This is a genomic window from Streptomyces sp. NPDC021622, assembly GCF_040640795.1.
Classification (GTDB): domain Bacteria; phylum Actinomycetota; class Actinomycetes; order Streptomycetales; family Streptomycetaceae; genus Streptomyces.
Genome location: NZ_JBFACK010000006.1, coordinates 334,020 through 346,787, shown reverse-complemented (window position 1 = coordinate 346,787; position 12,768 = coordinate 334,020). Strand labels below are relative to the sequence as shown.

General features: G+C 71.5%; 13 protein-coding genes. 4 read left to right on the top strand and 9 right to left on the bottom strand.

Features of this window, described 5'->3' with window-relative positions; translation table 11 throughout:
- Positions 1-52: 52 nt before the first annotated feature.
- Entirely contained in the window at positions 53-1,477 is a 1,425-nt protein-coding gene (locus AB0G47_RS14890) for an MFS transporter (protein ID WP_360769040.1), read from the top strand.
- 25 nt (positions 1,478-1,502) lie between these two features.
- On the opposite strand, the gene AB0G47_RS14885 is transcribed toward AB0G47_RS14890, so the two are convergent.
- Positions 1,503-2,492 carry a malate dehydrogenase gene (locus AB0G47_RS14885; protein ID WP_360768774.1) on the bottom strand — a complete coding sequence of 330 codons (990 nt, stop codon included), beginning with the start codon at positions 2,490-2,492 and terminating at the stop codon, positions 1,503-1,505.
- A gap of 402 nt (positions 2,493-2,894) precedes the next feature.
- Entirely contained in the window at positions 2,895-4,043 is a 1,149-nt protein-coding gene (locus AB0G47_RS14880) for a DUF2690 domain-containing protein (RefSeq protein ID WP_360768771.1), read from the bottom strand.
- A 356-nt stretch (positions 4,044-4,399) separates the two neighbouring features.
- On the opposite strand from AB0G47_RS14880, the gene AB0G47_RS14875 reads away from it, so the two are divergent.
- Positions 4,400-4,945, top strand: a complete 546-nt coding sequence (locus AB0G47_RS14875) for a peptidoglycan-binding domain-containing protein (RefSeq protein ID WP_360768769.1) — start codon at positions 4,400-4,402, stop codon at positions 4,943-4,945.
- Positions 4,946-5,011: 66 nt separating this feature from the next.
- Here the strand turns inward: AB0G47_RS14875 and AB0G47_RS14870 are convergent, their stop codons facing one another.
- From AB0G47_RS14870 to AB0G47_RS14860, 3 genes are all read right to left on the bottom strand, one after another.
- Positions 5,012-5,452, bottom strand: a complete 441-nt coding sequence (locus AB0G47_RS14870) for a helix-turn-helix transcriptional regulator (protein ID WP_360768767.1) — start codon at positions 5,450-5,452, stop codon at positions 5,012-5,014.
- Between the two features lie 282 nt (positions 5,453-5,734).
- Positions 5,735-6,607: a helix-turn-helix domain-containing protein gene (locus AB0G47_RS14865; protein ID WP_360768764.1), complete on the bottom strand. Its 873-nt coding sequence runs from the start codon at positions 6,605-6,607 to the stop codon at positions 5,735-5,737.
- A complete protein-coding gene (locus tag AB0G47_RS14860; RefSeq protein ID WP_360768762.1) occupies positions 6,604-7,389 on the bottom strand; it encodes a helix-turn-helix domain-containing protein in 786 nt (261 codons plus the stop codon). Before AB0G47_RS14860 ends, AB0G47_RS14865 begins: the two co-directional genes overlap by 4 nt.
- Positions 7,390-7,671: 282 nt before the next feature.
- Here AB0G47_RS14860 and AB0G47_RS14855 point away from each other — a divergent pair, with 282 nt between their 5' ends.
- Entirely contained in the window at positions 7,672-8,082 is a 411-nt protein-coding gene (locus tag AB0G47_RS14855) for a peptidase inhibitor family I36 protein (protein WP_360768759.1), read from the top strand.
- Positions 8,083-8,165: 83 nt separating this feature from the next.
- Here AB0G47_RS14855 and AB0G47_RS14850 read toward each other — a convergent pair whose 3' ends face one another.
- From AB0G47_RS14850 to AB0G47_RS14835, 4 genes are all read right to left on the bottom strand, one after another.
- The gene (locus tag AB0G47_RS14850; protein ID WP_360768757.1) at positions 8,166-8,843 is read right to left on the bottom strand and encodes a response regulator transcription factor; all 678 of its coding nucleotides are present in this window, start codon (positions 8,841-8,843) and stop codon (positions 8,166-8,168) included.
- The gene (locus AB0G47_RS14845) at positions 8,844-9,998 is read right to left on the bottom strand and encodes a histidine kinase (protein WP_360768755.1); all 1,155 of its coding nucleotides are present in this window, start codon (positions 9,996-9,998) and stop codon (positions 8,844-8,846) included.
- Positions 9,999-10,211: 213 nt separating this feature from the next.
- A complete protein-coding gene (locus AB0G47_RS14840) occupies positions 10,212-10,931 on the bottom strand; it encodes a DUF3017 domain-containing protein (protein WP_360768752.1) in 720 nt (239 codons plus the stop codon).
- Positions 10,932-10,950: 19 nt separating this feature from the next.
- A complete protein-coding gene (locus AB0G47_RS14835) occupies positions 10,951-11,814 on the bottom strand; it encodes a bifunctional methylenetetrahydrofolate dehydrogenase/methenyltetrahydrofolate cyclohydrolase (protein ID WP_360768749.1) in 864 nt (287 codons plus the stop codon).
- A gap of 266 nt (positions 11,815-12,080) precedes the next feature.
- Here AB0G47_RS14835 and AB0G47_RS14830 point away from each other — a divergent pair, with 266 nt between their 5' ends.
- Positions 12,081-12,707, top strand: a complete 627-nt coding sequence (locus tag AB0G47_RS14830) for a hypothetical protein (RefSeq protein WP_360768746.1) — start codon at positions 12,081-12,083, stop codon at positions 12,705-12,707.
- The last annotated feature ends 61 nt before the right edge of the window (positions 12,708-12,768 follow it).

Genomic DNA, 12,768 nt, shown 5'->3' with positions numbered 1-12,768 from the left:
CGCCACGACGCTCCCTGGAGGAGCCTTGCCCTCGCCTGCCCGAAACCAGGCCGTGCCGCTCAAGCAGCTCAAGCGCTCGGCCGAACTCACCCTCTGTGCCTGCGTGCTCGTCGCGCAGAGCATGGTCGCCGCCATCAACCTCCTCATCCCGCAGCTGACTTCGTCGTCCGTCCACCCGTCGTCGAGCGAACTGCTGTGGACGGTCGACGCGTACGTCATCGTCTTCGCGGGGCTGCTCATCCCCGCAGGCGCCGTCGGCGACCGCTACGGACGCAAGGGCGCGCTGCTCTGCGGGCTCGGCCTCTTCGCCGCGGGCGCCACGGTCAGCGCGCTCGCCACAGGGCCCGTCCCGCTGATCGCCGGACGCGGTGTCTCCGGCGCGGGCGCCGCGCTGATCATGCCCGCGACCATGTCGATCCTGGTGCGCACCGCATCGCCCGAGCACCGGCCGCGCGCGGTCGCCTCCTGGGCGCTCGCCGCCGGGCTCGGCGGCTTCGCGGGCAATGCCGTCGGCGGCCTGATCGGCCAGTATCTGCCGTGGCGCGCCCTGTTCTGGGTCATGGTGCCGCTCGCCGCGCTGCTCGCCCTGGCCGTGGCGCGCACAACTCCCCGTACGGAGAAGTCGGTCGGGGCCGCCATCGATCCCCTCGGCGCCACGCTCCTGACCGGCGGTCTTGTCGCGGTGCTCTTCGGCATCATCGAGAGCCCGGCGCACGGCTGGACGTCGGCGCGCATCGCCATCGCCTTCGGGGTGGGCGCGGCGCTCGTCGCCGCGTTCGCGGGGCACGCCCTGCGCTCCCGCTCGCCGCTCTTCGACCCGCGGGTCTTCGGGTCCCGCCGGCTGCGGGCCGCGACGCTCGGAACGGCCGCGTCCTTCTTCGGTCTCTTCTCGCTCTTCTACGTCAACTCGCAGTATCTGCAGTACGTGAAGGGGTACGGCGCCGCCCGTGCGGGCCTGGCCATCGTGCCGCTCACGGTCGGCATGATCCTGGTCCCCAGGTTCGCGGCGCGCTGGTCGAATCGGCCACGACCGCTGGTCGGCGGCGGACTGCTCCTCATCGGGCTCGGCCTGCTCGGCGCGTCAACGGCGCACGAAGGCACGCCCTACGCGGTGTACGCCTGCTGGCTGCTCGTCATCTCGGCGGGCACGGGTCTCTCCATGCCCGCGCTCGCCCTCGGCGTCGTCTCGTCGCTGCCACCGCACCAGGCGGGCCTCGGCTCGGGGCTCGGGACGTCGGCGCGGGAGATCGGGGCCGCGCTCGGGGTCGCCGTCACGGGGACGGTCCTCGCCTCGCACCCGGGGTTCAGCTCCGGGATGGAGGCGGCGCTGCGGGTCGTGGGGCTCACGGTGGTGGCCGCGGCGGCACTGGTCACCCTCGGGTACCGGACCGGACGCACTGCGCCCCCGGCTGCCGATCGAGCGGCTTCCGGGGGCGCAGTGGACGAACGCGCGTACGGGCAGAGCCGGACGCGATGACGTACTAGACGTACGCGATGACGTACTAGATGAGGCCGAGGCCGCGGACCGCCTCGCGCTCCTCGGCGAGCTCCTGCACGGACGCGTCGATGCGCGCACGCGAGAACTCGTTGATCTCCAGGCCCTGGACGATCTCGTACTTGCCGTCCTTGGTGGTGACGGGGAAGGAGGAGATCAGGCCCTCCGGAACGCCGTACGAACCGTCCGACGGGATACCCATGGAGGTCCAGTCGCCGTCCGCCGTGCCGTTGACCCACGTGTGGACGTGGTCGATGGCGGCGTTGGCGGCGGAGGCGGCCGAGGACGCGCCACGGGCCTCGATGATCGCGGCGCCGCGCTTGGCGACGGTCGGGATGAAGTCGTCGGCGAGCCAGGCCTGGTCGTTCACGACCTCGGCGGCGTTCTTGCCGGCGATCTCCGCGTGGAAGATGTCCGGGTACTGGGTCGCCGAGTGGTTGCCCCAGATGGTCAGACGCTTGATGTCGGAGACCGACGTGCCGGTCTTCTTCGCGAGCTGCGACAGCGCGCGGTTGTGGTCGAGGCGGGTCATCGCGGTGAAGCGCTCGGCCGGTACGTCCGGGGCCGCGGCCTGCGCGATGAGCGCGTTGGTGTTGGCCGGGTTGCCGACGACGAGGACCTTGATGTCGTCCGCGGCGTTGTCGTTGATGGCCTTGCCCTGCGGCTTGAAGATGCCGCCGTTGGCCTCGAGCAGGTCGCCGCGCTCCATGCCCTTGGTGCGGGGGCGGGCGCCGACGAGGAGGGCGACGTTCGCGCCGTCGAAGGCGACGTTCGGGTCGTCGCTGATCTCAATGGAGTTCAGCAGCGGGAAGGCGCAGTCGTCGAGCTCCATGGCGGTGCCCTCGGCGGCCTTCAGCGCCGGCGTGATCTCCAGAAGGCGCAGGTTGACCGGCACGTCCGCGCCGAGCAGGTGGCCCGAGGCGATGCGGAAGAGCAGTGCGTAGCCGATCTGGCCGGCCGCGCCGGTGACGGTGACATTCACGGGAGTGCGGGTCATGGCGATCTCCGTAAGACAGCTGGCGGTGGGGGTCCCTGCCCCTTGTGCTGGATCCCCTGCCGACGCCTCTTCGATCGCCTCTCGATGATCGATCTCTTGGCATCAAGAGAGATCCGGAGTCAGGCTATACCGCCTCGGGCGGGGCGGTGCGCCGGGTCCGTGTGGCCCGGCGCACATGGTGGCGGCCGCCACCTCAGGAGGGGGAGCGTGACGGCCGCCCGGGGGTGTGACCCATCCCGTGGGGGTACTTGCGCGCCTTCCCGGGCGCCTGGGATCCATGCGTACGGATTGAGCCGCCGCTTCGCGGCGGATTTCTCCCGCCCGCCCACCCGATTACCCGGCAGCCGTGCGTCGTTGTGGGCAGGCGATCCGCCCGGCGGAATGGGTGGGCCAAGCGTCCGCCTACTTCGTGCAGCCGGTGACGCCCGACTTCAGCGTCGCGCACGCCTCCGCCGACGCCCCGTCCTTCACGGCCGTCATCGGCGTGTACGCGTCGAAGTCCGCGTTCACGGTCCCCGCCTGCTTGGCGCCCGCGCCGGCCGAAATCGTCACCTTGTCCCCCACCGCCGCCTGCGTGATCCGCGCCCACGCGGCCCCGCAGGTCTGGCTGTAGCGGACCTCGATCAGCGCCTTGCCGACCGTCGCGCGCGTCGTCGTCTTGGCCAGTTCGCCGCCGCAGCCCATCGTCTCCGGGTCCTTGCCGGTGCAGCTCTTGCCGCTGCACTCGACGCCCGCGGGCAGATCCGTGTCACTCGTGGTCGGCGAGGCCGGCGGCTTCGCGCCCTCGTCGCCCTTGTCGCCCTTGCCGAAGTCCGTCAGGAAGACGACCGCGGCTATGACCACGAGCGCGCCGACCGTCCCCGCGAGGAACATCGTCAGCTTCCTGCGCCGCCGCTGCCCGTCGGGCGAATCCCCGCCGCGGCGCGGCTCCTGCGTGCCGGGCGGCGCGGCGACGGGCCCCCGGCCGCCGTCCCCGACGCCGTACGAGGAAGCAGCCCCGTACGCACCGGCTCCCGCGCCCGCTGCCACGCCCGCGCCGGACGGCGAGGCCTGCGGAGGCGCCGTGGGCGCGACGCCCGCCGGGCCCGCGACCCCCGTCATGCTCCGGCCGCCACGGCCACCGGCGTCGACATCGGTGCCTGTGCCGCCCGCCGAGCCGCCCCGCGCCGTGCCCGGACCGCCCTTGCCCTTGCCCTTGGGCGGGTTCGGCCCCAGCTCCCCGAGCGCGGCCCGCGCCTGGGAGATCCGGATGGCCTGCATGGTCATGTCGTGGCGCATCTCGGAGCGGCTCCAGGCGCGCTCCGCGAGCTCCCACATGGTGATGAGGTGAACGGGGTTGGTGCCCGTCACCTCGGCCAACGCGACGATCGCACCCTTCGGGGCGAGCAGCCGCCCGTTCAGATAGCGCTCCCACGACGTCTTGCTGTACCCGGTGCGGTCCGACACCGCGGCAATGCTCAGACCACTGCGGTCGACGAGCCTGCGCAGCTGATTGGCGAACTCCCTGACCTCCGGATCAAGCTCATCCGGTAGCGCCTTCCAACGAGGCATTACTCCCCCTATTCCCCCCGTACGTGCCTACTTGCCCCCGCGCGTGAAGCCCCCTGCCCTGCCAAGGGGGCAGCCCCCCGCCACCCCTGTCATGGACTACCCAGAGGGATGCCAGAAGTCAGGATGTCAGTTCCCAGACTGGGGGCGCACGGGAGCATTCGGGCCACTGGCGTGCACCGTCGCACTCCCCGCGGGCCGGCGTCCAGTGTCCCACCGCTGTCCCGCATCACAATCCGGAACCCCAGGTAGCGGCCCGGGACGTCCCAAAGCATCCCGAATGCGCCTGTTGACCCTTTTGTGAGCGGCGGCCGGAAGGCAGCATCGGAGGGGTCAACGCACCACCTAGGGGGGATCAGATGCGCATCAGCAAGGGCAGGTCGAAGCGGCTGCTCGGCTCGGCGATCGCCGTGACGGCGGGGGCCGCGCTCGCGCTCGGGGGCACGGCATCGCTCGCACAGGCGAGCGGTCCGCACGTCATCGACGGCAAGGGCGCCGCGTACAACGACTGGGGCGACGAGGGCGACCTGTCCCGCCACAGCCACGCGAACAGCAACGCCACGCGGCTCTGGCAGACCGTCCTGTACGCGGACGGGGCGAAGTGGAAGGACAGCAACGGCAACCGGCACACGTTCAAGAAGTGGGACATCGACGGCAGCTTCGGCCGCAAGACCGAGTCGGCCACCAAGTGGTGGCAGCAGCGCGAGGACGTGGAGGACGTCGACGGAATCGCTGGCAAGGAGACGTTCGGCGTCGCGGACGACTACCTGGACGGCCCGGGGTACAACGGCCGCGTCACCTACAGCGGCTACAAGCACGACGTCACCTTCAAGCGCCTCGGCAGCACGTACTACGTGAAGATCGGCGGCGAGTGGAAGAAGGCCGCGTACAACTGGCGTGGCTGATCCCCGACTTCACGCACCCCCGATTCCACCCGCACCCCCGACTGGGGCCGTCACTCCGTGGCGGCCCTAGCTCATGAGATTCCTCAGCAGGCCTTCCAGCAGCACCATGAGGACGAGGAACGCGGTGAGACCGGCGATCGAACGCCACGTCCACGCGGCGCGCTTGCGCGGCTTCGCGCGCTTGCCCTCCTTGCTCAGCACGACGCGCGGGGCTGAATCCGCGCCCCCCGCTGTGCCCCGCGGCCACACGCGCACCGCCAACTCCCAGCGCGCACAGACCCGTTCGCTGTCCTCCTTCGCCACCTCGCACAGCGCCGTGACCGCCCGGCGGGGCGGTGGCTGCTGTGCGTTGAGGTAGCGCTGCCAGGAGGATTTGCTGTACGCGGTCTCCTTGCCGAGCGCGACCAGGCTCAGGCCGGTGCGGTCCTTGAGCAGCCTCAGCTGTTCCACGAAGTGCCGCACTTCCGGGGGAAGTCCCTCCGGCAGCGGCCGCCAGGCAGCACTCATGCTTCACCCCCAGCATGTGCCCAGTTTGCCCACATGACGGTCGGACGGCCCGAAGTGGTTCCCTCCGCACCCGGTCGGCACCTGTTGCGGGCTTCGCACACCGTTGCGGAATGGTCACCTCCGTGCCACAGGGGCAAGGCATCCCTTGAACGGAATTGGCGCGGGCATGACGCTGGAACTCGTTGAAAGCGGCCCCACAGACCGGCGGCGCCCGTCCTCCCACGGGGGAGAGGACGGGCGCCGTCTTGTTTTCCGGGGCCTGTTTGTCAGCGTGACCGGGTCCTATTCGTCAGCCGTCCCGAAGCACTGCCGCTCACCGTCCCGCACCAGGCAGCCCCGCACGTCCGGCAGCGCGGCACGGCGCGCGGTGGCCATCGGCGTCGAGAGCGAACCCTCCTCGTCGAACCGGTCCCGCACCTCGGTCTGCTGGGTGCCGATGCCCGGCGCGACGATCTCGACCCGGTCACCCACCCGCCCCCGGTCGATCCGGGCCCACACCGCCCCGCACTCCACGGAGCGCCGCACCTTGACGACCGTGCCGCCGCCGAAGCGGTGCTCGGCCAGCGTGCCGGGCGGGTTCGCCGCGCCGGAGCAGCGGGTGGCCTCCGCGTCCTTGCCGGTGCAGGAGTCGCCCGAACAGCCCGGCGCGGGGCCCGAGTTGGCGGTGGTCGGGGCGCCCTCCGCGTCCGTGCCACTGCCGCCGAAGCCCCAGACGACCAGGAGCACCCCTGCCGCGACGGCGGCGAGACCGCCGAGCGCCCCGGCGAGGAACCCGGTGGACCGCCAGCCCCCGCGCAGGGGGGGGTCCGGCTCACCGTCGGCATCCGGCGTGTGCGCGTCGGCCACGTCACGCGGCTCCTCGCGCCGCGCTCCGGCGGGCCCCGCCCCGCCCACGCCCGCGCGGCCCCTCCACGCGGACTCCGCGAGACCCCACAGGGCGAGCGGCCGGTCCTGCCGCTCCCCCGCGAGGACGCACAGTTCCTCGACGGCCTGCCGGGGCGGCAGCGTCTTTCCGTTGAGGTAGCGCTCCCACGACGACTTGCTGTACGGCGTCTTCGCCGCGAGCGCGGCCAGGCTCAGCCCCGCGGCCGCCCGCAGTTCGCGGAGCGCCTCGGCGAGACGTACACACTCCGACGGCGGTTCCTGCCTGGTCACTTGCGCAGCACCTTCCACGTATCGGGGCCGATCTTGCCGTCGACCGCGATGTTCGCCTTGTCCTGGATCCGCTTCACCGCGCGCTCGGTGTTGTTGCCGAACGCGCCGTCGGCGACTCCGGGCGATGCCTCGCGGTGCTCCAGGAGGCACTGCGCCTCCACCACGGACCACCGGGTGGACAACCGCTCGATCAGTTCCGTGCGCGTGCGGCTGTAGCCCGCGTACAGCAGGCCGTTGTCGTCGCGCCGCACCTCGCACTCATAGGTCTTGCCCGGCTTGTACTCGAACTCGCCGAATTCCGGGTGGGCTTCACCCGTGAACGGCTTGTCGTCCCCCTTGCCGTCGCTCTCCTCCTCCCAGGGCGCGAGCAGCGCGAACACCGCGAGCATCACCAGCGCCGTGCACACGCTCGAAAGGACGATCGCGAGCCAGGGGACCGGGCGGCGCACGGCCGGGGCGGTCTCCCCCGCCGGGGCGCCCGCGCCCGTGTCCACATCCACCTCTACGTCTACGTCTACGCCCCAGCCCTCCGCGGCCACTTCACGCAGCGCGAGGAGCGGCGCCGGTTCGGTGTCGCAGGCCCGCGCGAGCGCCTCGACGGCCTCCGCGGGAGGCAGTGACCTGCCGTTGAGATACCTGTCCCAGGACGAACGGCTGTACCCCGTCCGGGATGCCAACGCCGCCAGGCCGAGACCGCTGTGGTCCTTGAGCCTGCGCAGCCTTACGACGAACTGCCGCACCCGCGGGTCAAGCGAGTCGGGCAGTTCCTTCCATCGAGACATGTTCCACCCCATGTCCTTCAGTCCCTGAAGTAGAGGATGCCCGAACGCCCGGCGCCAGTTCCTGCGTCCTGCCGAATCCGGCCGGTCCAAGCCGTCCCGCCCAAGCCGTCCCACGCACCAGGGACCCGCAGGTCAGCGCCCGGGACGTCCCGCGCGTGCCTGATCGCACCGGCGGATCTGGCGGTCCGCGCCCGCCGTCCCCCATCGTCATCAGTGCACAACGGGCGGCGCGGTCCACCCCGCGCCGCCCTCCACATCACCGTGAATTCTTCGGGGGAAGACATGAACATCACGGCAACGCGCAGGACCGTCGGCATCGGCATCGCCTCGCTCGCCCTCATGGGCGGGTCGGCGAGCGGCGTGGCGATGGCGAGCACAGGGGGCGCCGCGGCTCCGGCCGGCGTCGAGGCCAAGGGGGCGTCGGACTGTCCCAAGGGCTGGCTGTGCGTCTGGTCCGGCAAGAACTTCACCGGGCGGATGCAGAAGGTCCAGTACAACAACAAGGACCTGTCCAGGTTCGCCGTGTTCGCGGGCGGCTCCTGGTCCGGCTACAACAACGGCCGCAAGTGCGACGTGGCCCTCTACGCGGGCAAGAACTACACGAAGTACATCGGCACGCAGCCCCGCGGCGAGAAGGGCAACGCCGACCACAAGCTGAAGATCCTCTCCAACAAGTGGGTCAACTGCCGCTGACCACGGCAGTGCAGTCCCACACCACCGCAGCGGCGCCCGTCCTCGTCGGGGGAGAGGACGGGCGCCGCTTCACGCGTCCGGGGTCAGCGGGCGTCGCCCGGCGTGACGAGTCCCGTCTCGTACGCCACCACCACGGCCTGCGCCCTGCTGTCGAGGTCGAGTTTGCTCATCGTGCGGTTGAGATGGGTCTTGACGGTGGCCTCGCTGATGTAGAGGCGGTCGGCGATGTCCGCGTTGGACAGGCCGCGCGCGATCAGCTTCAGGACCTCGACCTCGCGCAGCGTCAAGGCCTGCAGATCCGGCGGAGGCTGGGACGGCGCACCGTCCGCACCGGCCTGCCGGGCGAACGCCTCGACGAGGCGGCAGGTGACACTGGGCGCGAACAGCGCGTCGCCGCAGCCGACCGCGGCCACCGCGGCGAGCAGCCGCTCGGGCCCCGAGTCCTTGAGCAGAAAGCCGGAGGCTCCCGCGCGCAGCGCCCCGTACACGTACTCGTCGAGGTCGAAGGTGGTCAACACCAGGACGCGCGGGGCCGGTTCGGGCGCCTCGGCGAGGATCTTCTCGGTGGCCACGATGCCGCTCATGCCGGGCATTCGGATGTCCATCAGGATGACGTCGGGGCGGGTCTCCGCGGCGAGTTCGACGGCCTCGGCGCCGTCGCCCGCCTCGCCGACGACTTCGACGCCGGGCGCGGCACGCAGCAGCCCCACAAGGCCTGCCCGGATGAGGAACTGGTCGTCGACGACGAGAACCCTGGTCATTTAAGTCGCGCCGTCCCCCTGCGGTGCGGCCTGCGCCGATGTCGGCAGGGTAAGGCGCACGGCGAACCCTCCCTCGCTCAGCGGGCCGATGCTGATCGTCCCGCCGTAGAGCTTGGCCCGCTCCCGCATCCCAATCAAGCCGTGGCCGCTCCCCCCGCCCACTCTGTCCAGAATCACCCCCTCCCCGTCGTCCGTGACCGAAACCGTCACGTGGTGCCGCTCATAACGGAGTTCGACGACCGCGGCGGCGCCCTGAGCATGTTTCAGTACGTTGGTGAGCGCCTCCTGGACCACGCGGTACGCGCAGAGTTCGACGCCAGGGGCCAGCTGCCGTGGCGTCCCCTCGATGCGCAGTTCGACGGCGACTCCCCCGGCCCGTACCCGCTCGACCATCTCGCCGAGCCGCGCGAGCCCCGGCATCGGCGCGTCGGGCGGTTCGTCGCCGTCCTCCTGTGCCCGCAGCACCCGCAGCATCCGGCGCAGCTCCTCGAGCGCCTCGCCGCTGGTGCCGGAGATGGTGGAGAGCGCGGCGTGCGCGGTGGCCGGGTCGGAGGCGAAGACGAACTTCGCGAGGCCCGCCTGCACGGATATCACCGACATGTGATGGGCGACGACGTCGTGCAACTCCCGTGCGATGCGCCCGCGTTCCTCCGCGACCTCGCGCCGCGCGCGCTCGTCCTGCTCGCGCTTCAACTGGCGGGCCAGTTCGGCGGACCTGCGCGCCACATGTCCGAACCGCCACAGCACGAGGGCGAATCCGACGGCCTGCCCGACGACGGACGCCATCGACGCGCCGTCGCTCACCAGGCCCGCGTAGATCCAGACGGCGCTCATCAGCGCGGCGCAGGGCACGGAGACGCGGTCGGGCCGCAGGGAGGCCACCGTGTAGACGGTGAGCATGGGCGCGAAGGTGTTCACCACGGGCCAGTAGCCGGCGGCGACATAACCGATCCACACCCCGTGGACGAGGAGCAGCACCGCGAGCGGCGCCCTGCTCCGGAACACCACGGGGACATTGGCGAGGACGACCAACGCATGGCCAGGCGCGTCGAGTTCGGGCCACCCCTGGCGCGCCGACTCCTGCCCGAGCAGTACGGCGACCGTCGTCAGGGCGGCCGCGATCGCCACGTCGGCGACGAGAGGGCGGATCCGCATCGCCGCAGCGTAGCGCCGGGGCGGGCAACCGAACGTCAAACTTCCGCGGTACAGCGGAAGTTGCAGGAACCGGCAGGCTACCGCGCCGGGTGCGGCCGAACGTCAACCCGTGACGGGACGACGGGGCCGCCGCGCCGCCGGTAGTTTCCGGGATGGGACGACACGGCGGCCCGCACTCATAGGGGGAGAGTGCGGGCCGCCGTGTGCGCTCGCTCAGGTGGTGATCGTGCGGTGCAGCGTGTCGCTGAGGAACGGGATCTCCAGCCACGGCTTCGGCTGTGCCATCAGCGCGAGCAGCACGATGGCGACGCCAAGGACGCCGTACGTCACCATGTCCGTGAAGCGCGAACGCACCGCCAGCATGCCGACGTCGGGCAGCGCCCAGCGCAGCACGGCACCCCCGATCAGCGCGACGCCGATCAGTATCGTCCCGACGCGGAACACGTCGAGTGCGGTGAGCAGCAGCCCGATCGCCACCGTCGCGATCACCACGAGCAGCGGCCACTGGCGGGCGGGCGCGGGCGCGTCACCGCTCGCGGCACGGCCGCCGCCCTCGGGCCGCGCGGTGTCGCGGGTGAACAGCGGGAAGCGCCGCGAGGTCCGCTTGACCTGCCCGTCGGCACCGACCGCGCTGACGTGCCCCTCGGCCTGCGCGCCGGCCTGCCCGTCGGCCTGCGACTCGGACGCCCCGGCTCCCTGCTCGGGCCGCCGCGAGGCCCGCTCGGCCTGCCCGTTCGGGCCGGCCGCGCCGCCGTGTCCAGCGGTCTGGCCCTCGGACTGCGGCTCGGTCTGCGGCTCGGACGCCCCGGCCCTCGGCTCGGACTCGGACTCGGCAGCCTGCGGTTCGGACGCCGCGGCCCCGCTCTCGTCAGCGTCGTCCGGCCCGGACGACGCCGACGCCGCTCCGTTCCCGCCCTTCGCGCCTACGCTCATGGGCTCGCCCTCTTCCCGGTCAGCTCGCGGCAGCGGCGGCGCGCTCGGCCGCCTCGACGACGTTGACGAGCAGTTGGGCGCGCGTCATCGGGCCCACGCCGCCCGGGTTCGGCGAGATCCACCCGGCGACCTCGTAGACGTCCGGGTGCACATCGCCGACGATCTTTCCGGTCTCGTCGCGCGAGACGCCGACGTCCAGGACCGCGACGCCCGGCTTCACGTCCTCGGCCTTGATCAGGTGCGGGACGCCCGCGGCGGCCACGATGATGTCGGCCTTCTTGAGGTGGTACGCCAGGTCGCGCGTGCCGGTGTGGCACTGCGTCACCGTCGCGTTCTCGGAGCGGCGGGTGAGCAGCAGCGGCATCGAGCGGCCGATCGTCACGCCACGGCCGACGACCACGACCTCCGCGCCGTTGATCTCCACGCCGTGCTGACGGAGCAGCGTGATCACGCCGTTCGGCGTGCAGGGCAGCGGGGCCGGCTCGTTGAGGACGAGGCGGCCGAGGTTCATCGGGTGCAGGCCGTCCGCGTCCTTGGCCGGATCCATCAGCTCGAGGATGCGGTTCTCGTCGATGCCCTTGGGCAGCGGGAGCTGCACGATGTAACCGGTGCAGGCGGGATCCTCGTTGAGCTCGCGGACGACGGCCTCGATCTCGTCCTGCGTCGCGGTGGCGGGCAGTTCGCGCTGGATGGAGGCGATACCGACCTGCGCGCAGTCGCGGTGCTTGCCCGCGACGTACTTCTGGCTGCCCGGGTCGTCACCGACCAGGACGGTGCCGAGTCCGGGGGTGCTGCCCTTCTCCTTGAGGGCCGCCACGCGGACGGCCAGTTCGGACTTGATCGCAGCTGCGGTGGCCTTGCCATCGAGAATCTGGGCGGTCATGACCCCATCTTCCCGGATGAGGCCCGCCCGGTACCAATCAGGGCGCCCCCGCACCCCCGCCTGTGTCCCAGCTGTGTCCCGAGACCTGACCAGCTCTGTTGCACTTGCACAACACATACGGAATGCGGCTGGACAAATAAGCCCGGCCTAAAGAACGATTGGCGGCACAGTGCCGCGGGCAGTGTCGGGGGGACGGACCGCATCTGTAGAACTTCCTCCGTGATGTGCCGCGTCGTCCCCGCACTACCCGACGGAGGAAGACCGCCATGAGTTACGGCGACCCGAACAACCCTTACGGGCAGCCGCCCCAGCAGCCCCCGGCCGCTCCCGGATACGGCTATCCCCAGCAGGCCCCTCCGGGCGTCCCGCCGCAGCAGGGCTACGGCTACCCGCAGCAGCCGGCCTACCCCGGCTACCCGGGCGGCAACATGATGCCGCAGTCGATGCCGGGGCTCCTCGTGACGGCCCGCGTGTTCCTGTTCCTGATCTCCGCGGTGCAGATCATCTTGGCGATCGTCTACCTCTACCTGGGTGCGATCGCGAGCGACGCCGGCGACAGCGGCGAGGACCTGGGCCTCAGCGGCATGAGCGACGCCGGTGACGCGGTCGCCGGCATCGCGATCATCGCCGCTCTCGTCGCGGCCGCCCTCGGGACCCTGTCCATCACGCTCGGCGTGAAGTTCAGCCGCGGCGGCCAGGGCGTCCGTATCACCACGGTCGTCTACGGCGCGCTCGGCGGCGTCGTCGGTCTGATCGGCCTCTTCGTCGGCCTCGACTCCGGGTTCGCGACCGCGATCATCGGCCCGCTGATCTGGGTGACGTTCGCCGTCATCATCACGATCGCGCCGGTCGTGCCCAGCGGCACCGCCTGGTTCGCCCGCCCCCGCTACTGAGGCGAGCGGTCAACGAACGGGCCCTGCCCCCCTCTTGAGGGGGGCAGGGCCCGTTGTGGTG

What these genes read in the sequence shown, in the direction of transcription:
- AB0G47_RS14845 (WP_360768755.1), bottom strand. Translation starts at nt 9,998, where the DNA reads ATGCGGATCCGCCCTCTCGTCGCCGACGTGGCGATCGCGGCCGCCCTG.
- AB0G47_RS14875 (WP_360768769.1), top strand. Translation starts at nt 4,400, where the DNA reads ATGCGCATCAGCAAGGGCAGGTCGAAGCGGCTGCTCGGCTCGGCGATC.
- AB0G47_RS14885 (WP_360768774.1), bottom strand. Translation starts at nt 2,492, where the DNA reads ATGACCCGCACTCCCGTGAATGTCACCGTCACCGGCGCGGCCGGCCAG.
- AB0G47_RS14840 (WP_360768752.1), bottom strand. Translation starts at nt 10,931, where the DNA reads ATGAGCGTAGGCGCGAAGGGCGGGAACGGAGCGGCGTCGGCGTCGTCC.
- AB0G47_RS14860 (WP_360768762.1), bottom strand. Translation starts at nt 7,389, where the DNA reads ATGTCTCGATGGAAGGAACTGCCCGACTCGCTTGACCCGCGGGTGCGG.
- AB0G47_RS14835 (WP_360768749.1), bottom strand. Translation starts at nt 11,814, where the DNA reads ATGACCGCCCAGATTCTCGATGGCAAGGCCACCGCAGCTGCGATCAAG.
- AB0G47_RS14880 (WP_360768771.1), bottom strand. Translation starts at nt 4,043, where the DNA reads ATGCCTCGTTGGAAGGCGCTACCGGATGAGCTTGATCCGGAGGTCAGG.
- AB0G47_RS14830 (WP_360768746.1), top strand. Translation starts at nt 12,081, where the DNA reads ATGAGTTACGGCGACCCGAACAACCCTTACGGGCAGCCGCCCCAGCAG.
- AB0G47_RS14850 (WP_360768757.1), bottom strand. Translation starts at nt 8,843, where the DNA reads ATGACCAGGGTTCTCGTCGTCGACGACCAGTTCCTCATCCGGGCAGGC.
- AB0G47_RS14855 (WP_360768759.1), top strand. Translation starts at nt 7,672, where the DNA reads ATGAACATCACGGCAACGCGCAGGACCGTCGGCATCGGCATCGCCTCG.
- AB0G47_RS14870 (WP_360768767.1), bottom strand. Translation starts at nt 5,452, where the DNA reads ATGAGTGCTGCCTGGCGGCCGCTGCCGGAGGGACTTCCCCCGGAAGTG.